Origin of the sequence: Brevibacillus centrosporus (genome assembly GCF_046622605.1) — a bacterium.
GTDB classification, from domain to species: Bacteria; Bacillota; Bacilli; order Brevibacillales; family Brevibacillaceae; genus Brevibacillus; species Brevibacillus centrosporus.
Window position 1 is genome coordinate 3,516,152 of record NZ_CP176856.1, and the last position, 24,010, is coordinate 3,540,161.

General features: G+C 50.0%; 23 protein-coding genes. All 23 read right to left on the reverse strand.

Annotated features, from left to right (window positions below; translation table 11 throughout):
- The 23 genes from truB to ACLIN2_RS17845 all read right to left on the reverse strand — a co-directional run bounded on the left by truB (position 1) and on the right by ACLIN2_RS17845 (position 23,992).
- Positions 1–927, reverse strand: coding sequence for a tRNA pseudouridine(55) synthase TruB (gene truB, locus ACLIN2_RS17735; RefSeq protein WP_092266706.1), 927 nt, complete (start codon positions 925–927; stop codon positions 1–3).
- On the reverse strand, positions 920–1,915 hold the full coding sequence (locus ACLIN2_RS17740; protein ID WP_411501722.1) for a DHH family phosphoesterase: 996 nt from the start codon (positions 1,913–1,915) through the stop codon (positions 920–922). Before ACLIN2_RS17740 ends, truB begins: the two co-directional genes overlap by 8 nt.
- The gene (gene rbfA / locus ACLIN2_RS17745) at positions 1,899–2,270 is read right to left on the reverse strand and encodes a 30S ribosome-binding factor RbfA (protein ID WP_092266704.1); all 372 of its coding nucleotides are present in this window, start codon (positions 2,268–2,270) and stop codon (positions 1,899–1,901) included. Before rbfA ends, ACLIN2_RS17740 begins: the two co-directional genes overlap by 17 nt.
- Positions 2,271–2,293: 23 nt before the next feature.
- Complete coding sequence (locus tag ACLIN2_RS17750; RefSeq protein ID WP_092266703.1) at positions 2,294–2,575, reverse strand: DUF503 domain-containing protein; 282 nt, start codon at positions 2,573–2,575, stop codon at positions 2,294–2,296.
- Positions 2,575–5,118 (reverse strand): translation initiation factor IF-2, encoded by a 2,544-nt coding sequence (gene infB / locus ACLIN2_RS17755; protein ID WP_411501723.1) that lies wholly within the window; start codon positions 5,116–5,118, stop codon positions 2,575–2,577. The genes ACLIN2_RS17750 and infB overlap by 1 nt, the downstream gene beginning before the upstream one ends.
- A 22-nt stretch (positions 5,119–5,140) precedes the next feature.
- Complete coding sequence (locus tag ACLIN2_RS17760) at positions 5,141–5,440, reverse strand: YlxQ family RNA-binding protein (RefSeq protein WP_092266701.1); 300 nt, start codon at positions 5,438–5,440, stop codon at positions 5,141–5,143.
- Positions 5,437–5,727, reverse strand: a complete 291-nt coding sequence (gene rnpM, locus ACLIN2_RS17765) for an RNase P modulator RnpM (RefSeq protein ID WP_400585899.1) — start codon at positions 5,725–5,727, stop codon at positions 5,437–5,439. The genes ACLIN2_RS17760 and rnpM overlap by 4 nt, the downstream gene beginning before the upstream one ends.
- A 2-nt stretch (positions 5,728–5,729) precedes the next feature.
- Positions 5,730–6,821: a transcription termination factor NusA gene (gene nusA, locus ACLIN2_RS17770; RefSeq protein ID WP_411501724.1), complete on the reverse strand. Its 1,092-nt coding sequence runs from the start codon at positions 6,819–6,821 to the stop codon at positions 5,730–5,732.
- Between the two features lie 42 nt (positions 6,822–6,863).
- Positions 6,864–7,322, reverse strand: a complete 459-nt coding sequence (gene rimP, locus ACLIN2_RS17775; protein WP_092266699.1) for a ribosome maturation factor RimP — start codon at positions 7,320–7,322, stop codon at positions 6,864–6,866.
- Positions 7,323–7,489: 167 nt separating this feature from the next.
- A complete protein-coding gene (locus tag ACLIN2_RS17780; RefSeq protein WP_411501725.1) occupies positions 7,490–11,794 on the reverse strand; it encodes a PolC-type DNA polymerase III in 4,305 nt (1,434 codons plus the stop codon).
- Between the two features lie 100 nt (positions 11,795–11,894).
- Positions 11,895–13,640, reverse strand: coding sequence for a proline--tRNA ligase (locus tag ACLIN2_RS17785; RefSeq protein WP_411504558.1), 1,746 nt, complete (start codon positions 13,638–13,640; stop codon positions 11,895–11,897).
- 110 nt (positions 13,641–13,750) lie between these two features.
- Complete coding sequence (ispG, locus tag ACLIN2_RS17790) at positions 13,751–14,833, reverse strand: flavodoxin-dependent (E)-4-hydroxy-3-methylbut-2-enyl-diphosphate synthase (protein WP_092266696.1); 1,083 nt, start codon at positions 14,831–14,833, stop codon at positions 13,751–13,753.
- 49 nt (positions 14,834–14,882) lie between these two features.
- On the reverse strand, positions 14,883–16,154 hold the full coding sequence (gene rseP / locus ACLIN2_RS17795) for an RIP metalloprotease RseP (protein WP_122922292.1): 1,272 nt from the start codon (positions 16,152–16,154) through the stop codon (positions 14,883–14,885).
- A gap of 26 nt (positions 16,155–16,180) precedes the next feature.
- Positions 16,181–17,341 carry a 1-deoxy-D-xylulose-5-phosphate reductoisomerase gene (locus ACLIN2_RS17800; protein WP_411501726.1) on the reverse strand — a complete coding sequence of 387 codons (1,161 nt, stop codon included), beginning with the start codon at positions 17,339–17,341 and terminating at the stop codon, positions 16,181–16,183.
- A 37-nt stretch (positions 17,342–17,378) separates the two neighbouring features.
- A complete protein-coding gene (locus tag ACLIN2_RS17805; protein WP_411501727.1) occupies positions 17,379–18,164 on the reverse strand; it encodes a phosphatidate cytidylyltransferase in 786 nt (261 codons plus the stop codon).
- A gap of 17 nt (positions 18,165–18,181) precedes the next feature.
- The gene (locus ACLIN2_RS17810; protein WP_092266692.1) at positions 18,182–18,952 is read right to left on the reverse strand and encodes an isoprenyl transferase; all 771 of its coding nucleotides are present in this window, start codon (positions 18,950–18,952) and stop codon (positions 18,182–18,184) included.
- A 68-nt stretch (positions 18,953–19,020) separates the two neighbouring features.
- A complete protein-coding gene (frr, locus tag ACLIN2_RS17815) occupies positions 19,021–19,578 on the reverse strand; it encodes a ribosome recycling factor (protein ID WP_411501728.1) in 558 nt (185 codons plus the stop codon).
- 2 nt (positions 19,579–19,580) lie between these two features.
- Positions 19,581–20,303: a UMP kinase gene (pyrH, locus tag ACLIN2_RS17820; protein WP_092266690.1), complete on the reverse strand. Its 723-nt coding sequence runs from the start codon at positions 20,301–20,303 to the stop codon at positions 19,581–19,583.
- Positions 20,304–20,461: 158 nt separating this feature from the next.
- Positions 20,462–21,349, reverse strand: a complete 888-nt coding sequence (tsf, locus tag ACLIN2_RS17825; protein ID WP_092266689.1) for a translation elongation factor Ts — start codon at positions 21,347–21,349, stop codon at positions 20,462–20,464.
- 116 nt (positions 21,350–21,465) lie between these two features.
- On the reverse strand, positions 21,466–22,173 hold the full coding sequence (gene rpsB / locus ACLIN2_RS17830; RefSeq protein ID WP_092266688.1) for a 30S ribosomal protein S2: 708 nt from the start codon (positions 22,171–22,173) through the stop codon (positions 21,466–21,468).
- Positions 22,174–22,452: 279 nt separating this feature from the next.
- The gene (locus ACLIN2_RS17835) at positions 22,453–23,097 is read right to left on the reverse strand and encodes a DNA polymerase III subunit gamma/tau (protein WP_411501729.1); all 645 of its coding nucleotides are present in this window, start codon (positions 23,095–23,097) and stop codon (positions 22,453–22,455) included.
- Positions 23,090–23,614 (reverse strand): RNA polymerase sigma factor, encoded by a 525-nt coding sequence (locus tag ACLIN2_RS17840; protein WP_092266686.1) that lies wholly within the window; start codon positions 23,612–23,614, stop codon positions 23,090–23,092. The genes ACLIN2_RS17835 and ACLIN2_RS17840 overlap by 8 nt, the downstream gene beginning before the upstream one ends.
- Positions 23,615–23,653: 39 nt before the next feature.
- The gene (locus ACLIN2_RS17845; protein ID WP_092266685.1) at positions 23,654–23,992 is read right to left on the reverse strand and encodes a hypothetical protein; all 339 of its coding nucleotides are present in this window, start codon (positions 23,990–23,992) and stop codon (positions 23,654–23,656) included.
- Positions 23,993–24,010: the final 18 nt, after the last annotated feature.

Here is a 24,010-nt window from a genome sequence, read left to right on the forward strand (position 1 = left end):
TTACACCTCGGAAGGAAAGACTTTTTCTGCTTTGGCAAAGAGGCCTTTTTCCCCACGGCAGACGCGGTGAATCCCGAGCAGCTCGTTCTCTGAAAAGAGGCAAATCAGGCTGCCTTCTTCAACGTTGACACCTGGCAGCGCCGTAACCAACCCATTTCGCACTGCCCGAACGCGCTCCGGCTTGACCTGAAAAGCTGGCATGAACGACATGGCTTGTGGGATCGAGACTAAATGACGGGAAAGGTCTTCCCCGTTTGCAGTCTGCTCCTCCAGTACCTGGAGAGGGATTGCTTCCCCTTCTGTAAACGGGCCGCTTTTTATTCGCCGCAGCAGCTTCATATGGGCAGGATACCCCAGTACGCGCCCGAGGTCAACACATAAGGTACGCATGTAGGTGCCTTTCGAGCAGGTGCAGGTAAACGAAACGTCCACAACACCATCGCCTGCCGAAATATCGTGAAGAGTCAGCTCATAGATGGTCACTTTTCGGGATTGACGCTCAATTACTGTGCCTTCCCTCGCCAAATCATACAGTCGAACCCCGTTGACTTTGACTGCGGAGTACATCGGCGGCACTTGATCGATCTCACCCAGAAAGGATTGAAAGAGCTCTTCTACTCGTTCTTTTGTAATCGAAGCGATATCGACTTCTTTCTGCTCAATGACTTCACCGGAAGCATCTTCTGTGGTCGTAGAGGAGCCAATGCGCATGACCACATCGTAACGTTTGGGAAGCTCCTGCAAATACTCGACAAGCCGCGTAGCCTGCCCCAGGCAGATCGGTAGCACTCCCGTCACATCCGGATCGAGAGTCCCTGTGTGCCCTACTTTCTTGGTTCCGTAAAGTCGGCGGATTCGCGAAACGCAATCATGCGAGGTCATTCCGGCCGGCTTGTCCACCACAAGCACACCGTTTACGTTACTCATTGCTGTTCACTCCTAATGCTTCTCCCAATGCAAGCCATACTTTTCCTTTTGCGTCCTGCAAGGAGCCCCGAATCGTGCATCCTGCTGCTTTGGCATGACCGCCGCCGCCCAGCTGCTTGGCGATCGCCGATACATCCACGCGATCACGTGCACGCAGACTCACTTTCACGGCGCCTACCTCAGACTCTACAAAGGAGACGCCTACTTCTACGCCTTCGATGTTCCGGCAGTAGTTGACCAGCCCTCCTGTGTCGTCACGACTAGCCCCCGCCTGTGCGAAGTCTTCAAAATGCACCGTAATGGAAGCCACCAGGTTTTCGTGAGACATTTCCAGCGATTGCAGAGCAAGTCTCAACATTTTTACGTGAGCCAGCGTGATTTCTTCCAAGCAGCGCTCCGCGACCTCACCCGGCTTGACTCCGTAACGCAGCAGCTGCGACGCAATTTCCATTACATGAGGAGACGTATTGGAATAGCGAAAGCCACCCGTATCCGTCAAAAGACCCGTGTAAATGCACAGAGCCAGTTCTTCATTGAAGCTGACACCTGCTGCCACAGCCACATCATACAAAATTTCTGCAGTAGCTGCCGCATCCGTACGAATCAGGTTAATGCTGCCAAAGCCATCATTCGTCGGGTGGTGATCGATATTGAGCAAGGCAGCTTCCGAACCAAATAAAGACCGTACATCGCCCATCCGAGACTCATCAGCACAGTCTACGGCGATCACGGCCTCAAATGTTTCATCCAGTGGCTGCGTCGAAAGGTTTCGCAGCTGTTCAAAACGCGGTAAAAAGTTAAACTTCACCGGTGTTTCCCCTTCGTTTACAACCACGTATTCTTTACCTAACTGCTCGAGAATCATGACAACTCCAAGTGCAGAGCCTGTCGCGTCCCCGTCTGGATTGACGTGAGAAAGAACCAGGAAGCGGTCATGCGATTGCATGAATCGTGCCGCTTCCTCCACAGTATTAAGATTTGGCTTCATCCTGTTTTCCCTCTTCAGTGGAGATTTCCCGCAGGATTGATTCTATTTTACTGCCGTAGTCAATTGACTCGTCCAGTTTAAATGTAAAATCAGGAATGTGGCGCAGCTTCACGCGCTTGCCGATTTCGGTTCGCAGGTAGCCTTTTGCTTTTTGCAATCCGGCCAAAGATGCTTTGCGCTGCTCTTCACTTCCAAAGATGCTGACATATACCTTCGCCAACTGCAGGTCGCTGCTCACTTCTACATCTGTAACGGTAACAAAGCCGATGCGCGGATCTTTGAGGCCTCGCTGCAAAAGCATGCTCAGCTCTTTCTTGATCTCTTCCCCTACTCGGCTCATCCGTGTCTTGTTCATGTTCTTCACCTCCGCTGGCTGTACTAATCGTAGTATTCCGTATCCGCTTGAATCAACTCCACATCAGGATGGTTTTCCACGAAGCGGATCACGGTCTGAACCTCTTTTTGCAAAAAGGACATCTCATTAGCAACGGCAGCGATACCCAAAATGGTACGCTGCCACTGCTCGGGGTAAGCCATCTCAGATGCGGAGACATTGAAGCGGTTCCGCATCTTTCCAATCAAGCTCTTGACGATGGCCCTTTTCTCTTTCAAATTTTGACAAGCGGGCAGAAACAGTTCGATCTGCACACTCGCAATCATTATTGTTTCACTTCCACCATCACGAAGGCTTCGACGACGTCGCCCACTTTGAGATCCTGGAAGCGCTCCAGTGTCAGACCGCACTCGTAACCTGCGGCAACATCCTTCGCATCATCCTTGAAGCGTTTCAGTGTATCCAGCTTGCCTTCGTAAATCACGATGCCTTCACGGATCAGGCGAGCACCTGCATCGCGGCTCAGCTTGCCTTCTGTAACGTAGCAACCAGCGATGTTACCGACTTTGGATACTTTGAATACTTCGCGAATCTCAGCTTGACCGATGATGTTCTCTTTGTAAACAGGATCCAGCATCCCTTTCAGAGCTTGCTCGATCTCTTCGATTACGGTATAGATGACACGGTGCAAGCGAATGTCGATCTTCTCTTGTTCGGCCATGTTGCGCGCATTTGGCTCAGGACGAACGTTGAAGCCGATGATGATCGCGTTGGATGCATTTGCCAAGGTCACGTCGGACTCGGTAATGGCACCTGCACCTGTGTGAATGATTTTCACACGCGTACCGTTTACATCGATCTTTTCCAAAGCACCACGGAGAGCCTCAACAGAACCTTGTACGTCTGCTTTCACAATCAGGTTCAGCTCTTTGATGTCGCCTTCCTGAATTTGTTGGAACAGGTCGTCCAGAGATACGCGTGCACTTTCACGACGCTCGGATTCACGCTGCTTCGATGCACGAGCTTCCCCGATTGCACGAGCTTTTTTCTCGTCTTCGAAGACGCGGAATTGATCTCCTGCTTGAGGAACATCGTTCAAACCAGTGATTTCTACTGGAGTAGATGGGCCTGCTTCTTTCAGACGACGACCTTTGTCGTTCACCATGGCACGTACACGGCCATACGCAGAACCTACTACGATTGGATCCCCTACACGCAGCGTCCCTTGTTGAACCAGGATGGTCGCAACTGGTCCGCGGCCTTTATCCAGCTCAGCTTCCACAACCGTACCGCGGGCACGTTTGTCTGGATTCGCTTTGAGCTCTTGTACTTCGGATACCAGCAGGATGTACTCCAGCAGTTCCTCGATACCTGTACGCTGTTTCGCAGACAATGGGGAGAAGATCGTGTCGCCGCCCCATTCCTCGGCAACCAGTTCGTACTCCGTCAGCTCTTGCTTGATGCGATCGATGTTCGCCTCTGGTTTATCCACTTTATTCACAGCAACGATGATCGGTACATTCGCTGCTTTCGCGTGGCTGATCGCCTCGATGGTTTGTGGCATCACACCGTCGTCAGCTGCCACTACGAGAATCGTAATATCTGTAATTTGGGCACCGCGAGCACGCATGGTAGTAAAGGCTGCGTGACCAGGAGTGTCCAAGAATGTGATTTTCTTCCCTTTGATCTCAACCTGGTAAGCACCAATATGCTGGGTAATACCGCCAGCTTCACCGGCTACTACGTTTGTAGAGCGGATCGCATCCAGCAACGTTGTTTTCCCGTGGTCAACGTGACCCATGATCGTAACAACTGGCGGGCGCTCCATCAAGGTTTCAGGAGCATCTACTTCTTCCAGTGTTTCGAAGTTGGTCTCGTCGATGATGATTTTTTCTTCCACTTCTATGTTGTACTCAGCGCAAATGAGCTCGATGGCATCTTTCTCCAGGTATTGGTTAATCGTAGCCATGATACCCAAATTAAACAACTTTTTGATGATTTCCGCAGGTTCCTTGCGCAGTTTTAGCGCCAGCTCGTTCACTGTCAAAGAATCTGTGAACGTGATTTTTGTTGGTGGTTCCAGCACTGGACGCTGTTGTTTTTGTGGTGCACGGTGGTTGTTGCCTCTGCGGTTGTTCTGGTTACGATTGTTTCCTCCGCGGAAAGGCTGATTCTTCTTGTTGTCTTCAAACGTTTTTTGCGTTTGTGGACCTTTTTTGATCTTCTCGCGTTTTTCAATACCTACGTTGGTTGGGAGTTTCACTTTATCTTCAAAGTCTTCTCCGGCGCGAGCTTCAGGCTGTGCATTTGCAGTATTTGCACCTGCATTTGCAGCCTGATTTTGTGGACGTTGCTGATTTTGTTGCGGTCTTGGCGGTCGTTGCTGTTGATTTTGCGGCTGTGGTTTACGGTCATTCGGCTTTGCGGGTTGACTTCTCATATTGTTTGGTCTTCTCTCCTGATTCTTCCCCTGATTTTTTCCATTTTGAGGACTCTGCTGATCGGGCCTGTTTCCAGCTGGACGATTGTTGCCCAGGCTGTTACCACCGCGATCACGGTCGGCCGGGCGTTCAGCTTGTGCTTGCTGCCCTGGCTGCGACTGGGGACGGGATTGTCCTCTGGCTTCATTCTGGCGACGTTGATCGTCTGCTTGTTTCGGTCTTGCCTCACTTGGCGCGGAGCGTTGTTGTTCTGGCTTGGAACCGCCAGCACGCAGCTTTGCCATGTGATCCTCGATCTTTTTGATCGTGCCTTCTTCCATGATACTCATATGATTTGCAACTTCTATATTCAAGCGCTTTAGCAAATTGAGGATTTCCTTACTGCTCATGTTGTGTTGTTTGGCATATTCATACACACGTGTCTTCAAATGGACTTCACCCTTTCCTAAGTTAGGTGAGCAGACGCTGAATGCTTTCAGCCAACTTCCCATCAGTTACCGCCACTGTGACCCGTCCATCTTTCCCAATGGCACGGCCCAGCTCATGTCGGTCCCCAGTGGTAACACACGAAACACCGTAATAGGAACATTTATCTCTCATTTTTTTGGCAGTATTGTCAGATGCATCAGCCGCGAGCAATACCAGATGGGCCTGACCGCTGCGTATGGCAGCTAGTACCTGCTCCTCACCAGTAATTACTTTTCTTGCTCGCATGGCAAGTCCGAGCAATTGCGCAGCTTTGGGAATCATTGCCCAATCATCTCCAGCCATTTTTCACGAAATGCATCGTATTTCTCCTGAGTAATGGACATATTCAGTGCACGCTCCAGCACTTTTTTCCATTTCCCCGAGGCGAACGCATCTGGTTTCAGACAGCTATCCTGACGGCAGACATAAGTCCCGCGTCCAGCGGCCTTTCCAGTCAGATCAATCACGATCTCCTCTTCAGGCGTCCGAACCACTCGGATCAATTCCTTCTTCGGAAACATTCCTTGGCAAACGATGCACTTGCGTAAAGGGATTTTTTTTTGCTTCATGATTATTCGATGTCCGCCCCTTCATCGCCCTCTAATGCTTTTGGATAAGCGATGCCTTCTTGGTCTGCCTGGGACTCACTCTTGATATCGATTTTCCATCCAGTGAGCTTGGCTGCCAGACGTGCATTTTGACCGCGCTTGCCAATCGCCAAGGACAATTGGTAATCAGGTACAATGACACGGGTCACTTTCTCAGCCGCGTTCACTTCTACGTGGAGAACTTTTGCAGGGCTAAGTGCGTTTGCCACATATTCAGCCGGATCCTCGGACCAACGAACGATGTCGATCTTCTCACCTTTAAGCTCGGTTACGATCGTCTGTACGCGCATACCTTTTGGGCCTACGCACGCTCCGACTGGGTCAACGTCTGCATTGATGGAATGGACGGCAATCTTGGAACGGTCTCCCGCTTCACGAGCGACAGATTTAATCTCCACGACACCATCGTAAATTTCAGGAACCTCGAGCTCAAACAGTCGCTTCAGCAAACCCGGATGTGTACGAGAAACGACGATTTGCGGTCCCTTGGTTGTTTTTTCTACCTTGATGATATATGCCTTCACGCGGTCTTGTGACTTGAACTCTTCGGATGGCATTTTTTCCGTGATCGGCATAACCGCTTCCGCTTTACCCAGATCGATATAGTAATTGCGTGCATCCATACGCTGAACAACACCTGTTACGATATCGTCTTCGCGCTCGATAAACTCGCTATAAATCAATCCGCGCTCTGCTTCGCGAATGCGCTGTGTCACGACTTGCTTTGCCGTTTGAGCAGCAATTCGCCCGAAATCACGAGGAGTTACTTCAATTTCAACAATATCCTCAAGACGGAAATTCGGATCTATTTCTTGTGCTGCTTCCTGAGAAATCTCGAGGCGTGGATCCAGTACCTCTTCCACTACATTTTTCCGCGCATACACGCGCACGGTTCCCGAATGACGATTTACATCCACCCGTACGTTTTGGGCTGAATTAAAATTTCTTTTGTATCCAGAGATCAGTGCTGCTTCGATTGCCTCAATCAGTACGTCTTTGGTGATGCCTTTCTCTCTTTCAATGGCTTCTAGAGCCTCGATAAAATCGCCGTTCATGACTTTCGTTGCCTCCTCCTTTACTTACCACCGGCCAGACTATTAAAAGACGATTGCCATACGGGCCGTGTCAATCTGCTCCTGTGTAATCACGTACGTCTTTTTCGCTTCCTTAACTGTCAACTTACCGTCCTCAAAGGATATGAGTTCGCCCTCGAACACGCTTGCTCCTTCTATTGGCTCTTTTGTTGTGATGTGAACGTGTCGACCGACAGCCTTCTCGAAATCTTTGTCTTTTCGGAGCGGGCGTTCTGCACCAGGCGAAGAAACTTCCAAGAAATATGCAGTAGGGATCGGATCCACTTCATCTAATATTTGGCTAAGCTTCTCGCTGACAAGGGCGCAGTCATCGATGTCGATGTTGCCAGTTTCATTGTCGATAAACACGCGCAGAAACCAGTTGCTGCCTTCCTTCTTGTACTCAATATCAACTAGTTCCAGACCCAATTCGTCAACAATGGGCGTGACCAGTTCGGTGACGATGTCCGTTACCTTGCTCAAGCAAGTACCTCCTTCTCGTATGAACCCTGAGGTGTAACCAGAAAGAAAGAGTGGGTTTCCCCACTCTCGATCTGTCATGCGTATAAAACCAGTATTTCCAAAAAAATTATAGCATAAGCGCCCTTCCCTGACAACCTTTGGATGAGGGCACCCCTCTTGACACCTGATTAGAACAAGGATAGCTGGTTAGATTCAGGCAAGCCTTTGAGAGCTCCTTGCTCCTCCAAATACTCCAAAATAGTCTTGGAGATCTTGGAACGAGACAGCAAATCCTCCTTGGAGAGGAACTCTCCTTGCTGCCGTGCTTCCACGATACTGAGCGCAGCGTTGGTACCCAGACCTGGCAACGCATTAAACGGAGCAATGAGCGAATCTCCGTCGATCAGGAAGCGTGTCGCGTCAGAGGCGTACAGATCCACATTGGCAAAACGGAAGCCGCGCTCGACCATCTCCAGGGCCATCTCCAATACGGTCAGCAGCGCCTTCTCTTTCGGCTGAGCGTCGTGTCCTTTGCCCTCGATCTCTTCGATCTTCTGGCGAATAGCCGCAGAGCCTTTAACCATCAACGGGATATCGAAGTCATCCGCCCGTACCGTGAAGTAGGTCGCGTAAAACTCCAGCGGGCGATGCACCTTAAAGTACGCGATCCGTACCGCCATCATGACGTAGGCAGTCGCGTGGGCTTTCGGGAACATGTATTTAATCCGTTGGCAAGACTGGATGTACCATTCAGGAACGTTGTTATTGCGCATCTCTTCCTGATCTTCCTCCGGCACGCCTTTTCCTTTCCGCACCGACTCCATGATCTTGAAGGCACGGGAAGGCTCCAGACCTTTGTAGATCAAATATACCATGATGTCGTCACGACAACCAATTACATCAGGAAGCTTACATGTTCCATTGCGAATCAAATCCTGTGCATTGTTCAGCCAAACGTCCGTTCCGTGTGACAGTCCCGAAATCTGAACCAGCTCGGCGAACGTGGTCGGCTTCGTATCCTCAAGCATCTGACGTACGAATTTGGTACCGAACTCTGGAATTCCCAAAGTCCCCATATTCGTACCGATTTGCTCAGGTGCCACACCCAATGCTTCCGTGGAGCTAAAGATCGACATCGTCTTCTTGTCATCGAGCGGGATCGTTTTTGGATCCATGCCCGTCAAGTCTTGCAGCATTCGGATGACTGTCGGATCGTCGTGTCCCAGAATATCGAGTTTGAGCAAGTTGTCATGAATGGAGTGGAAGTCGAAATGCGTCGTGCGCCATTCCGATTCATTGTCATCAGCCGGAAACTGGATCGGACAGAAATCTTCAATTTCCATGTAGTCAGGCACTACAATGATCCCGCCCGGGTGCTGACCTGTCGTTCTTTTTACACCTGTGCAGCCGTTCACGATCCTTGAGACCTCTGCATTTCGCAGTGTCATCTTGCGCTCATCGGCGTACTTTCGCACATAGCCGTAAGCTGTCTTCTCTGCGACCGTACCAATCGTTCCTGCACGATAGACATAATCGGCTCCGAAAAGCTCCTGCGTGTACTTATGCGCTCGCGGCTGGTAGTCACCAGAGAAGTTCAAGTCAATATCCGGTACCTTGTCTCCTTTAAAGCCCAGGAACGTTTCGAACGGGATGTCCTGCCCATCTTTTTCGTAGCTTGTGCTACAAGACGGACATTCTTTGTCTGGCAAGTCGAATCCGGAAGCAATCGATCCATCCGTGATAAATTCACTATGCTTGCAGTTCGGACAACGATAATGCGGTGGCAGTGGATTTACCTCGGTAATGTCGGACATGGTCGCGACAAAGGAGGAACCTACCGATCCCCGTGAACCTACCAGATAGCCGTCTCGCAACGACTTTGTCACCAAGCGCTGGGAAATCAAATAGATAACGCCGAACCCGTGCTTGATGATACTAGTTAACTCTTTTTCCAGTCGATGTTCTACCAACTCAGGCAGCGGATCGCCATAGAGCCTTTTTGCTTTGTCATAGCACATTTGCCGCAGCTCATCATCGGCTCCCTCGATGACGGGTGTGTAGAGCTTGTCTGGAATCGGACTTACATCCTCGATCATATCTGCGATCGCATTCGTATTTTTTATAACGACTTCGTGTGCAGTCTCTTCCCCGAGGAAAGAGAACGCCTCCAGCATCTCATCTGTCGTATACAAATATAGTGGTGGCTGGTTTCCAGCAGTTGGGTCCCCTTTGGAAAGCAAAAAGACATCTCGGAAGATTTCATCCTGCGGGTTGAGGAAATGCACGTCCCCCGTAGCGACTACGAGCTTGCCGAGCTCCTTTCCCATCTGAACGATGTTTCGGTGGTACCCTTTCATCGTCTCGAGGCTTGGGATTTCCTCGTTGCGCAGCAATGGCGAGTAATGGGCGATCGGCTGCAGCTCCAGGTAATCGTAGAACGAAGCTACTTCCTTCAGCTCCTCCGGCGATTTCCCGCGCAAAATGGCCTGCATCAGCTCGCCGTCCTTGCACGCCGTACCGATCAGTAGACCGTCCCTATACTTCGTCAGCTGACTGCGCTGGATCCGTGGCCATCTATAGAAGGTCTCGACGTGAGAGCGACTCACCAGCTTGTAGAGGTTTTTCAATCCCTCTTTGTTTTTCACGAGGATCGTCGCATGGAATGGACGACCGCTTTTATAGTCCGCTTCTGCATTGCTCTGTTCATTCAACTGCGCCAACGTCTTGATCTGCGCTTCCTTGATGTCTTTGAGCATCTGCTGGAAGACATGCGCCAGCGCAACTGTATCATCCAACGCGCGGTGAGCATTGATCAGCTCTACATTAAATTTTTTTGCGAGACTGCCCAACCGATAGTTGCGCATACCTTTGTACATCATCCGCGCGAGAGGCAGCGTATCCAGGAACGGATTGTTCCACGGCTCCATTCCAATCCGCTTGGCGCACGCATTGATGAACGCTTTATCAAATTCGGCATTGTGTGCAACGAGAATTGCATCTCCCGTGAATTCCTTAAACTGGCGAAGCACGACATCCAAGGTGTCCTTGCCGCGCAGCATCTCATTAGTAATCCCCGTGATCTCGGTTGTTTTCGGTCCAATCTCCAGCTGCGGGTCGATCAGCTCCGTCCACTCTGCGACAATCTCGCTCCCTTTCATCTTCACCGCAGCGATTTCGATAATGGTATGCTCAGCTGCGTTCAAGCCGGTCGTCTCCGTGTCAAAGACGACGTATTCCGTATTCTCATCAATCGGAATGTTGTTATCTGCCGTCAAATTGTAGACGATATCAATCCCGTCCTCGATGACGTAAGCTTCCATCCCCAAAATGCACTTGATGTTATTTTTCTTTGCCACTGAATAAGCCTCCGGAAATGCCTGTACGACTCCGTGGTCAGTAATGGCAATCGCCGGGTGTCCCCATTTCGCCGCTGTAGAAACGAGCGATTTTACGGACGCTACCGCATCCAGAGCACTCATAGGTGTATGGCAATGCAGCTCAACACGTTTTTCTTCTGCCGTATCTCGGCGTACGACTTGCTCGATCTGATTGAGATCGTTCGCATTCATCACCAGATCGCGAATGAACGTATCATGCTGTACGCTTCCTCGCACCCTGACCCACATACCATCCTTCAGAGCCTCCAGCATCTTGACGTCTTCCTTATCGCGGGAAAACATTTTGACGGTAAGCGAATCTGTGTAGTCAGAGATGTTAAAGGTAAGCAAATGGCGACCGCTTCGCAGCTCTTTTACTTCCACGTTGAACACGGCACCTTGGATGACTATCCGGCGCTCCTCATCCTGGATCTCACAGATCGGAATAGGGGCATCCTTAATTTCATACCCCATCATCAGAGTCGTAATGGCCTCTGTCTTATCAGCAGACTTGGCCTCCTGCGCAGCGGCAGTCATGACGACCTCGACCAGCGCTCTCTCTTCCTCGCTGCGCTGTTCAACGAAAGCCTTGTACGCTTCATCACTCTCTTCCTGATGGAACGTAAAACGCGGAGAAGTGTCGGTCGTCTTCTGAAAAACGGCGAGCAGTTCGCTGTCCGCTTTTTTTCTTTTGGCCACTTCTACCGTCATATCGGTAGGCAAGTAGATTTTTACTTCTTGCTGCGCGACCTCTTTTTTCGCTGTACGCATCGTGACAGCCAGTGAATTCAAGGCCGGCTCGACACGTGCAAGCACAACATCCCAGTACTCATTTACGATTTGCTCCAAAGGTGGTTTCTGCCCATATCGAAAACTGGCATCTACTTTCGCCAGATGGGAAAAGGTCTGCGTCAGCCTCTGTGTGAACGCATGAAAGACCTCCGCAGGCAGCATCCTGGGAAGCGTAAAACGAAATACCCACTCACGATTTTGCTTGTACAGCTCCAGCTTATCAATCTGTCCGTCCTGAAAAAAACGTTCCACCCATTCTGCGGGAAGCTCCATTTGCTTCACCAGCAGGGCGAACCGTTGCTTTTGCTCTTGTGTACGGTCCACGGCTTTCCCACCCCCTAAAACAAGAAAAAGAGGCACTCCCGTTGCATCAGGGGAGTACCCCGTAAATTTCGACAAAATCCCTCTTTATTCCTGCTGTCAATTACACTCCGAACAGTTCGGCTCCCGTGCGGTCAACACGGGCCAGCAAAGCTTTGACTTCGCTCGCGATTTCGTCCAGCTTGACATGAACGGTCTCTCCGGTTTTCCGTACGCGAATTTCTACAGTGCCTTCCTCTGCAGCCTTGTCGGAAACCGTAATGCGCAGCGGCAATCCGATCAGGTCAGCATCCTTGAACTTCACACCTGCGCGCTCAGGGCGGTCGTCAAACAATACTTCCACGCCTGCTTTGCGCAATGCTTCTGTGATTTGTTCACTGGTCTGACGTTGCTCTTCTACTTTAACATTGACCGGAATGACATGCACGTGGAAAGGTGCTACAGCTACTGGCCAAATGATCCCATTTTCATCGTTGTTTTGCTCGATGACTGCTGCAATCGTACGGGATACCCCGATGCCGTAGCAGCCCATGATCATTGGCTGGCTTCTTCCATTTTCATCGAGGAAGGTAGCCCCCAGCGCTGTCGAGTATTTCGTTCCGAGCTTAAAGACATGGCCGACTTCTACACCGCGGGCAAACTTGATCGCTCCGCCAGTACGTGGGCAAACGTCTTCTTCCGTAATATTGCGAAGGTCAGCATAGCGGGATACCATGTAATCACGACCTGGTTGAACATGTTGAATATGGTAATCTGTTTCGTTAGCCCCTACTACACCATCGAAAACGTCTTGAACGTTGTTGTCCGCGATGATTTCCACTTTTTCGCTGTCAAGGCCAACGGGTCCAACAAAGCCTGCTGGAGCACCTGTTACGGACAAGATATCCGCTTCTGTCGCCAATCCAACGATGGTTGCATCGTACAGATTTTTCAGCTTTACTTCGTTGAGCTCGTGATCTCCACGAACGAGTACCATGACCAGTTTGTCGTCTACCCGATAGAGCAGGCTTTTGACAATTTGCTTCGCTTCGATCTGAAGCGCTTTTGTCAATTGCTCGATCGTTTTGACACCAGGGGTATGCAGTTTTTCAGGCGCCGAAGTTTCAGTCGCAGGCTTCGCTGCTGGCTGGTAAACGACTTCTGCTTTCTCCAGGTTCGCGGCAAAATCGCCTTCTTCGGAGTAAGCAATAGTGTCTTCACCGATATCACACAGAGCCATGAATTCATACGTACCTTTACCGCCGATGGCACCAGCATCTGCTTCAACAGCGCGGAAGTTTAACCCAACGCGAGTGAAGATGTTGGTATAGGCATCGTACATCGCTCGGAAGTTGCGATCCAAGCCTTCCTGAGTCGTATCAAAGGAATACGCATCCTTCATGATAAACTCACGGCAGCGGATCAACCCGAAGCGAGGGCGAACCTCATCACGGAACTTGGTTTGGATCTGGTAAAGGTTGATTGGCAGCTTTTTGTACGAGTTGATTTCATCACGCACAAGGCTGGTGATGACTTCCTCGTGGGTCGGCCCCAACGCAAAGGAACGGTCATGACGATCGCGCAGACGAACCAGCTCTGGTCCATACACATCCCAACGACCGGTTTGATGCCACAGCTCTGCTGGCTGCATAGCTGGCATTAAAAGCTCCTGACCGCCAGCGTTGTTCATCTCTTCACGCACGATGGCTTGGATTTTGTGCAGGGTGCGGAGTGCGAGCGGCAGGTAGGTATAAATACCGGATGCCAGCTGGCGGGCCATACCGGCACGGAGCAGCAGCTTGTGGCTGGCAATCTCCGCATCAGCAGGCACTTCCCGCAGGGTAGGAATCAACATTTGGCTTTGCTTCAACACGTGCGTGTCCTCCTTAATGCTTATAAAAACCCTCTACCGCGGCCTGTGACCATCAGTAGCGGAAAGTTTCACTTCGCTCATACTCGTGTAGATTAGAAGCGATCTACTTACCCTACATGTGTAGGCTTTTGTTCGCCGACCATTTCGTTGATTTCTTTCATCAACTCTTCAAACAGTTCGGTTTCTTTCACTTTCCGAACAATTTCGCCATTGCGGAAGATCAATCCTTCTCCATTACCACCCGCAACGCCTACATCAGCCTCGCGTGCTTCACCTGGCCCGTTTACGGCGCAGCCCATCACAGCTACTTTCAAAGGAACCTTCAAGGTAGAAATCGCATCCTCTACTTTGGTAGCCAGCCCGATCAGGTCAATCGCGCAGCGTCCGCAGGAAGGGCAAGCAATGACTACGGGATCGTTGTTCACGATGTCCAAGCTGCGCAGGATTTGTTTGGCCACTTTGATTTCTTCTACAGGGTCAGCCGTCAAGGATACACGGATCGTATCGCCAATTCCCATCGACAGGACGGTACCAATACCCACAGCCGATTTGATACTGCCAGAGAATTGCGTTCCCGCCTCAGTAACACCGACATGCAATGGGTAGTTGCGTTTTTGTGCCATCAGGGAATACGTTTGGATCATTGTTGGGACATCGGAAGACTTCAGCGAAATGACGATGTTGTCGTAGTTCAAGTCTTCGAGAATTTCCACGTGGTCCATCGCGCTCTCTACAATCGCTTCAGGCGAAGGATAGCCGTATTTTTCAAGCAGTCGCTTTTCTACAGAACCCGAGTTGACACCAATTCGGATCGGTACATTGCGCTCGCGGCATGCTTCCACTACTCTTTTCGTCTTTTCCTTGGAACCGATGTTCCCCGGGTTGATCCGGATCTTGTCGATTCCGCTCTCAAGTGCAATCAGTGCGAGCTTATGGTCAAAGTGAATATCCGCAACGAGCGGCAGCGGAGACCGCTCCTTGATCTTTTTAATCGCACGTGCAGCGTCCTCGTTAATGACGGCCAGACGAACGATCTGGCACCCTACATCGTGCAATCTCTGGATCTCGGCCAACGTTTTCTCCACATCCCGCGTATCCGCAGTGGTCATGGATTGAATGACTACGCTCTTCTGACCCCCGATTTGTACGCCTCCGACAAATACCGGTTTCGTCTCCTCGCGCTTGTACATTTTGCACCATCCTTCATTTTGTCTGTATTCGTTCTAGTAAGTGAGTACGTTATTGAAAGAAAAACCGTTGCAGGTCATTCCATGTTACCACCAAAATCAAGAGCATCAAGAACGCAAATCCAAGGAAGTGTACCATCCCTTCCTTATGCGGATCGATCGGACGGCCACGCAGAGCTTCCACAGCCAGGAACGCCAGACGTCCACCATCCAATGCAGGAAGCGGGAGCAGGTTGAACAATCCCAGGTTGATGCTGAGGACAGCCGCCCATTTCATCAAAATCGCGATTCCTTGCTGCGCAAACTCACCCGTCATCTTAAAGATGCCGACAGGTCCACTCAAATCATTAATTCCTACCGAACCCGTAAAGAGCATTCCCAGGCTTTTCAGGATCATCATCGTAAAGTCATAGGTAGATGAAGCTCCGTACTTCAAGACTTCCCCTGGAGCGTATGTCAACGAGTTTGTCACCATGATTTTCCCAACGTTATTCTCATCTTTCCCTACCTTCACCGGAACTGTATGGCGCTGGCCACTACGCTCGTATTCGAAGGTCAATTCCTTCCCGGGAGATTGACTGACGATCTCCACGATCTCTTTCCAGGAAGCAACTGGCTTTCCTTCAATAGAGATCACTTTGTCGCCTTGAAGCAAACCAGCTTGGGCAGCAGGACCGCCCGCTCTCACTTCGCCGAGATAAGGAACGTCTTTCGGAACTCCGTAAATCAGTCCAATGGCGACAAATAACAGAAAGGCCAGAATAAAGTTGGCAGCTGGACCTGCGAAAATGGCCCAAAAGCGCTGAGATACCGTCTTTCCTTTAAACTGTCTATTCAGTGGGGCAATCTGAACCTCTTGTCCATCCTTCACCAGTTGAGCTTGTGGATGCACGGAAAACGTACGCTGCTCCCCGCCGATATCAAGCGTCAGGTTCAATGCATGTTCCAGATCAAAGCTTACTACTGTACCGGAAATCGCTCGTGCTGAGCCGGTGCCTGGCCCATCCAAGAGGATATGTGTTACCTTTCCCACCGCATCTCGCTCCACACCGATTTCCATATGCGGTTTCAACATATCCATCTCAGGGTCTTCACCTGCCATACGGACGAGTCCACCGATTGGCAAAAGGCGAAGCGTGTATTCCGTTTCTCCCCGCTTAACACGGAAAATTTTGGGTCCCATGCCGAGTGCAAATTCACGGCAAAGTATTCCCGCTCTTTTTGCGAGCAGGAAATGTCCAAGTTCATGCACAAAGACGAGTACCCCAAAAACGATTACTATCGCGAGAATTGATCCAACGGAATCCAGATTGGGAAGAGGCAATTGAACAGCCACCTTTCATTCAGTATCTAAAGCCCTACCGTATACAAATCCGACGCGAAAGAGCGCGCCCAACGATCTGCTGCAAAAATCTCTTCCAATGTCGGATGGTTAACTCCCTGGTGAGCTTCGCAGGTTTTTCTGACAATGGTTTCAATCTCGAGAAACCGGATTGCGCCTTTCAAAAACAGGTCAACGGCTACTTCGTTGGCTGCATTCAAGACAGCCGGATGTGTGCCGCCAGCTTTTCCACAGTCATATGCCAATTGTAGCAGAGGATAGCGCTCAAAATCCATGGCAGCAAAGTGAAGAGTGCCGAGCTTTACGAGATCGAGTGGCTCCGAATCCAAATTCATTCTCTCCGGATAGCTGAGCGCGTACTGAATGGGAACTCTCATATCAGGCGTTCCCAGCTGGGCCATGACTGCCCTGTCCTTGTATTCTACCATAGAGTGAATGATGCTTTCATAGTGCAGGATGGTGTCGATCTGTTCATACGGCAAATCAAACAACCAATGCGCTTCGATTACTTCAAAACCTTTGTTCATCATGGTAGCCGAATCGATGGTAATTTTCGCCCCCATGCTCCAGTTTGGATGCGCGAGCGCTTCAGCGACAGTCACATTCTCCAATTCCTGGCGGCTGACATGACGAAAAGACCCTCCTGAAGCGGTCAAGATGATGCGGGAAACATCTTCCCTGCGCTCTCCCTGCAAGCATTGATAAACGGCTGAATGCTCGCTGTCGACAGGAATAATGGTCACCCCTTTTTCCTTCGCTACCTTCATCACGACGGGACCTGCGCTAACCAGTGTCTCCTTGTTCGCGAGGCCAATCGTTTTTCCCGCTTCAATCGCAGCTAAGGTAGGGGAAACTCCGACACTACCGACAACAGCCGTCATCACGAAGTTTGCCGACTCATGCCGAGCCACCTGCTCGAGCCCTTCTGCTCCATAAACGATCTCAGGCATAGCTGATCCTCCGAGACGTTCCGCTAGCGCTGCAGCAGCTTCAGCATGGGCCACAGAGACCAGCTCTGGCTGGAATCTTTTCACCTGCCGAGCCAGCAAGTCCACATTCGTTCCTGCCGCCATCGCTACCACTGAGAATTTCCCTGGATGCTGTTCGACAACATCCAGGGTGCTCGTGCCGACAGAACCAGTGGACCCCAAGAGTGCTATTTGTTTCACTTTAATTCACCCTCTATAATTCTTTATGCGTCAGGTCTCAGACGATTCCTAGTAGATGCAAAACCGGAAAGACGAGCAGGAAGCTGTCAAACCGATCAAGCACACCGCCGTGCCCAGGGATCAGCTGACCGGAATCCTTCACACCAAAATGACGCTTTAAGCCGGATTCCACCAAGTCTCCCAGCTGTCCGATGATCCCTGCTACCACTGCAATCAGAAATGCTTGAAGCGTATCCAAGCCGCCAAAGATGGCGTTCACTGCAAGTACCACGACAATGGAAGCCAAAAGTCCCCCCAAGGAGCCCTCGATCGTTTTGTTTGGGCTAATTTCTGGCCACAGCTTTCGTTTCCCGATCGCTTTTCCTACAAAATAAGCCCCGGAATCCGTCGACCAAATTCCGAGAATGACGAGTACCGTTAGCATCAATCCGTCCGGAAGATTGCGGGTAGCTGCCATATAAGTAAAACCAAAGCCTATGTATAACGCCCCCACCAATGTAAGGGCGATGTGTTCGATATGAAACTGATTTTTCCGCAAAACGGAGTAAATCAATAAAAGCAGAAGAACTGCTATCATCAGATCCGGCGTGCTGATGGTAAGCCAGGTGGAAAAAGTAAGGGACGGCCAAAGAATGCTGATCATCAAAATGTATCCGAGTATGCTTGCGACGTTCCATGGCTGGAGGCCCGCCATCCTCATAAATTCAAAATGGCCAATCACGGCCAAAAGCAATACCAATAATGAGTACCAGCTTCCTCCCAAATAGATCAAAAGGAGAAAAGCGGCCCCACCAATCAAGCCTGTTATTATACGTTGCTTCAACAGATTCCACCTCTCGGCTATACCGCCCCGTAGCGACGAGCTCGACCTTGGTACTCCACTATCGCTTGATAAAAGTGTTCACGGGAAAAATCCGGCCAAAGCACATCCGTAAACCACATTTCAGTGTACGCCAATTGCCAGAGCATAAAGTTGCTCAAACGAATCTCTCCACTTGTGCGAATCAAGAGGTCTGGATCGGGGATTTCGCTTGTATACAGGTAACGGGAAATGACTTCCTCATCCAATTCCTGCGGGTCAAGTTCCCCCGCTTTCACTTGTGCTGCAATCACCGAAAATGCTTTGACAATCTCATCACGTCCACCGTAGTTCAAAGCAAAATTCAGCTGTAGTCCACGGTTGTCACGTGTTTTCTCTTCCGCTTCAAGCAATGCCTTTAATGTGTGAGAAGGCAGTTCATCCTTGCTTCCCAACATGCGGATGCGAACATCTCGTTCAATCAATTCATCCAATTCTGTCGACAAAAATTCCTGCGGAAGCTTCATGAGAAAATCCACTTCGTCCCGCGGTCGCTTCCAGTTCTCGGTAGAAAAAGCGTACATCGTCATATAGCGTACACCGATCTCGTCAGCAGCTTTGACGACTTCCTTTACCGTTTTCATTCCTGCTCGATGCCCGGCGACCCGGGGTAAACTGCGCATGTTGGCCCATCTTCCATTCCCGTCCATGATCACTGCGACATGCTCCGGGATTTTGCCGGAGAGGTCCAGTTCTTCCTGCACGGTTTGTTTTTCCTTGCGGGTCCATTTGCGCGCTAGATGTTCTAACATAAAGTGTTCCCCCGTAATGAGAGATATAGACGTACATCCCCCTCAAGTGAGAGGGGGATTCCCTTGAATTACACTTCCAAGATGTCTTTCTCTTTATCCTTAACGACTTTGTCGACTTCTGCAATAAATTTATCCGTCGTTTTTTGTACCGTTTCTTGATAGCGACGAGATTCATCTTCGGAAATGGTTGCTGCTTTTTCAAGCTTCTTGATCTCATCGTTAGCGTCGCGGCGAATGTTGCGAATCGCTACTTTGGTTTCCTCACCGCTCTTGCCAGCCAATTTCACCAAGTCTTTGCGACGTTCTTCTGTCAGTGGCGGGATGATCAAACGAATGGTCACACCGTCGTTGCTTGGCGAAATACCCAAGTCCGATTGCTGCAGAGCTCGATCAATTTCTTTCAAAGCCGTTTTGTCCCAAGGCTGAATGGTGAGCATGCGAGGTTCAGGGACACTCACGTTAGCCAACTGGCTAATCGGCGTCGGCGTACCATAATAGTCAACCATCACACGATCCAGCATCGCAGGGTTTGCACGTCCTGCACGCAGAGTGGACAGGTCTCTTTTCAGATTCGAAATCGCTTTGTTCATGCGATCTTCCATGTCTTTGATCACGGATTGTGCCATAATTATTCCCCCTTCACCAGAGTACCGATCTTATCGCCCATCACTGCCCGGCGAATATTGCCTTCTTCGGAAATGTTAAAGACGATCAGCGGAATATTGTTGTCCATGCACAGACTCGATGCTGTGGAATCCATGACACCCAGTCCTTTGTTCAGGACTTCCAGGAAAGTCAAACGATCGTATTTCTCCGCATTCGGATCCAAGCTCGGGTCTGCAGAATAAACGCCGTCCACTTTATTTTTTGCCATCAGGATAACTTCAGCTTCAATCTCGGCTGCGCGCAAGGCAGCAGTTGTATCCGTAGAGAAATAAGGGTTTCCAGTACCAGCAGCGAAGATAACGACACGCATTTTTTCCAAATGGCGAATCGCGCGGCGGCGTATGTATGGCTCTGCCACTTGTCTCATCTCAATCGATGTTTGTACACGAGTCGGGACGTTCACTTGCTCCAACCCATCCTGCAAGGCGAGTGAGTTCATGATCGTGGCCAGCATGCCCATGTAATCGGCAGTTGCACGATCCATCCCTTTGGAGCTACCGGAAAGTCCGCGCCAGATATTGCCTCCACCGACGACTACTGCAACTTGTACTCCCAATTCTACGATTTCCTTGATCTGGTTCGCTACGGAAAAAATGACCTTCGGATCAATCCCATATCCTAAGTCTCCCGCCAGTGCTTCCCCACTCAACTTTAACACAACCCGTTTATAGGCAGGAAGTGGCATGTGAAAACGGCCTCCATTCATGAATCATTCTCTGTGCATCGTCAGCATTCCTTCTGACACTATATCTGCACATTGCTTTTTACGTGCATGAGAGTTTCACTTTTAGTGAAACTCTCGTTTTGAAAATAGGGAACACGGAGGTGTTCCCTATATCCTTATTATTGCTTATTTACTTGCGCCATTACTTCAGCAGCGAAGTCTTCTTGTTTTTTCTCGATACCTTCGCCCACTTGGAAACGAGCGAATTCTTTCAAGGTAGCACCTGCTTCTTTCAGCAGAGCAGATACTTTCTTGTCTGGGTCTTTAACGAATGGCTGTTCGACCAGTACGTACTCTTCGAAGTACTTGGAGAGACGACCTTCAACCATTTTTTCAACGATATTCGCTGGCTTGCCTTCAGCCAATGCTTGGTTTTTCAGAACCTCGCGCTCGCGATCGATCTCGTCTTGGGAAACTTCATCGCGGTTTGCAAAGCGTGGGTTAGACGCTGCTGCATGCATGCCCAGGTCTTTTGCCAGTGTTTCGTTTTGCGTGCCTTCCAATGTAACCAGAACGCCGATACGACCGCCCATGTGCAGGTAAGCACCGAAGACGCCGTTGTCGGATTTCTCGGAAAGGAAGAAACGACGGAAGGAGATGTTTTCTCCGATTGTGGAGATTTTCTCATTGATTACGTGAGCCAGTGTTTCGCCTGCGCCCTTGAAAGGTTGCTCCAAAGCTTCTTCAACCGTTGCAGGACGCTGGGATACAACGTGCTCAGCGATGTCTTTTACGAGTGTTTGGAACTCAGGGTTTTTCGCTACGAAGTCTGTTTCGCAGTTTACTTCGACAACAGCTGCTACGTTACCCTCAACTGCAGTTGCAGTCAAACCTTCTGCAGCAATACGGCCGGATTTTTTCGCTGCTTTCGCGATACCGCGTTCACGGAGCAAGTCAATTGCTTTTTCCATGTCGCCGTTAGTTTCTTCCAGCGCGCGTTTGCAATCCATCATACCTGCACCTGTACGCTCACGAAGTTCTTTAACTGTTTGTGCACTAATTGCCATTGAGTTAACCTCCTTGGATTGTTACGTTCTAAGTATAGGGTTGGTTACATTGTGCTCATTTGTTAAAAAAGGATGGACGGGGTTCTGACACCCTCAGTCCACCCTCATACACTTGCTTACGCAGTTGTTGTGGCTTGTTCTCCGCCTTGGTTGCCTTCTTGCAGGGCATCTGCCATTTTCGCAGTCAGCAGTTTAACAGCGCGAATTGCGTCGTCGTTACCTGGGATTACGTAGTCGATCTCGTCTGGATCGCAGTTAGTATCTACGATTGCAACGATTGGGATACCCAGTTTGCGAGCTTCTGCAACAGCGATGCGCTCTTTACGTGGGTCGATGACGAACAGTGCGTCCGGCAGTTGATCCATGTGAGCGATACCGCCGAGGAATTTCTCCAGGCGATCCATTTCTTTGCGAAGAACGATAACTTCTTTCTTCGGCAATACTTCGAACGTACCATCTTGTTCCATACGCTTCAGCTCAGCAAGGCGAGCTGTACGTTTTTTGATGGTAGTGAAGTTAGTCAAGGTACCACCCAACCAACGTTGGTTGATGAAGTAGTGACCTGTACGTTCTGCTTCTTCTTTAACGGATTCTTGTGCTTGTTTCTTCGTACCTACGAAGAGCACTTTACCACCGTTTTGAGCGACTTCACGTACAAAGTTGTACGCTTCCTCAACTTTTTTTACGGTTTTTTGCAGGTCGATAATGTAGATTCCGTTACGTTCGGTGAAGATATAGCGAGCCATTTTCGGGTTCCAACGACGAGTTTGGTGACCAAAGTGAACACCAGCCTCGAGGAGTTGTTTCATCGAAATTACTGCCATATTTCACACCTCCTTAAAAGTGGTTTTTTTGTGATGCTACCTCCGCCACACCGCATCTTCCAAGCAAAACTGCCTGAGGCAGCACCGTTGCTGGAATTGGTGGACGTGCGATTTCAACACCGTAAATGAATATATCACATGAGACTTTCAATTGCAACAAACAGATTCCATTATTTTCGCACTAGAAAACTTGGCTGCGCCATATCTTTTGGCGGAGCCTTAGTTGCACTTGTACTGGATAGGAATCTTATACTTCCTATCTGTAAAAAAAATACCGCCTCATTTCTGGGGCGGAGTCGTAATAAGTTTGACGATATCTGCTGCCGTCGCAGGGGTAGTAATCTGATAGGTTCCCACACGGATCCGATTCAGCTTGTCCTGGCTTCGGAGCTCTTCCACCAGCGTATTGTCAGGCGGCAGGATGCCTTCCGCTACGAGCTTTTTGGCCACACCCTCTGCCGTCGCTTTGTATGGAACCGTAAAGGAAATCTGCTTTTTAACCACAGGCGTTTCCACATTCGGCTGAACCGGTTTTTTCATCTGCTCAGCCGGGCTGGTCGACACATTAGTCGGACTCGTTGTTTGTGGAATCGACTTCTGCACACCAGAAGCAGGCGGATTAGGTGATACCGGCTGTGTAGAAGTTGGACTTTGCGGCTTGACCGTCTGGCCCGCTTGAGGTGTCACAGGAGCTTTCGGTGCTTCGGGAGCAGGCTTCACATTGACTTTTTTCTCTTGCTGCCACTGCTCGTACTCTTCCTTGCTCAAAACGACCATTTTCAATTCTTCGGCAGCCTTTTTGATCTGCACAGACGAAAGTGCATTCTGCGCGGAAGGCATCTGCTTGGTCTGAAACCAGCCTGTCACCGCTGCAGCCACAATCATGCCGGCACCAAAGCCAAGTAACAGCTCTCGTTTACGCATCGGCTGTCCCTCTTTCTTTACGCGCAGCCAAGGCAAAGATCAGGTCGATTTCTCCTCTTCCTGCTCCCATGCGTTTGGCAATCTCATCCAAAGACAGCCCTTCCCTGTGCAGCTCAAAGACTCTGCGATATCTCTCTCGCAAAGCCAGCATGTCTACTTCGTTCATTTGTTGCGTTTCATTATTCATGAGAGGAGAGTCCAACACGTCTATCGTTGGAGCTTGGAGTGCCTTTGCTGACACTTCCTGGCTTTCCAATTGTTCGATTCGCTTCCGCAACACATGAATTTCTCCAAGCAGCTCTCCCTGCACGATCTCAATCTGAGAAAACAGGTAGTCCTTGTCCTGTTTGATCTGCTTTCCAAGCAACTGCCATTTTTTATCGACCTCTGCCTTGTCCGCCGTGCGACGTGTCAGTTCAAAAGAATCGGATTCATTCGTTTGTTTTCCTTTTATAAAGAAGGAAATGAGAATACAGACAAACCCGACTCCGATCAAGATGAGATACACTACGTCCATGATGGCCACCTTTGTTTCTGGCTTTTTATACTTCTATCCTTATAATGATATATCGATAAAGCGACCGCGCAATGGGTCACGCATGGATACTTGCTTCCTTTTTACGTCGTCGTCCGCTCCTTCTCCCTCTGGACTTGCGGAAGACATATTGGGGTCTTGCTGCTTATTCTTTGACTTTTGCTCGCGCTCACGAATCCTGTTTTTTTCGGTATGCGCAACATCTGTCGGGCGCTGTCTCATCTGTTGGTCGAGCTGGCTACGCTCCTCCATGAGGGATTGCTGCTCGTGGACGCCCCGTTGAAGCAGCTGATCCTGAATCCGTGTGACTTCGAGCGTACGTGGCAAGGCAACTTGCAGTTCCACATTCTTCAAGCTCATCGAGACACAGCTCCCTTA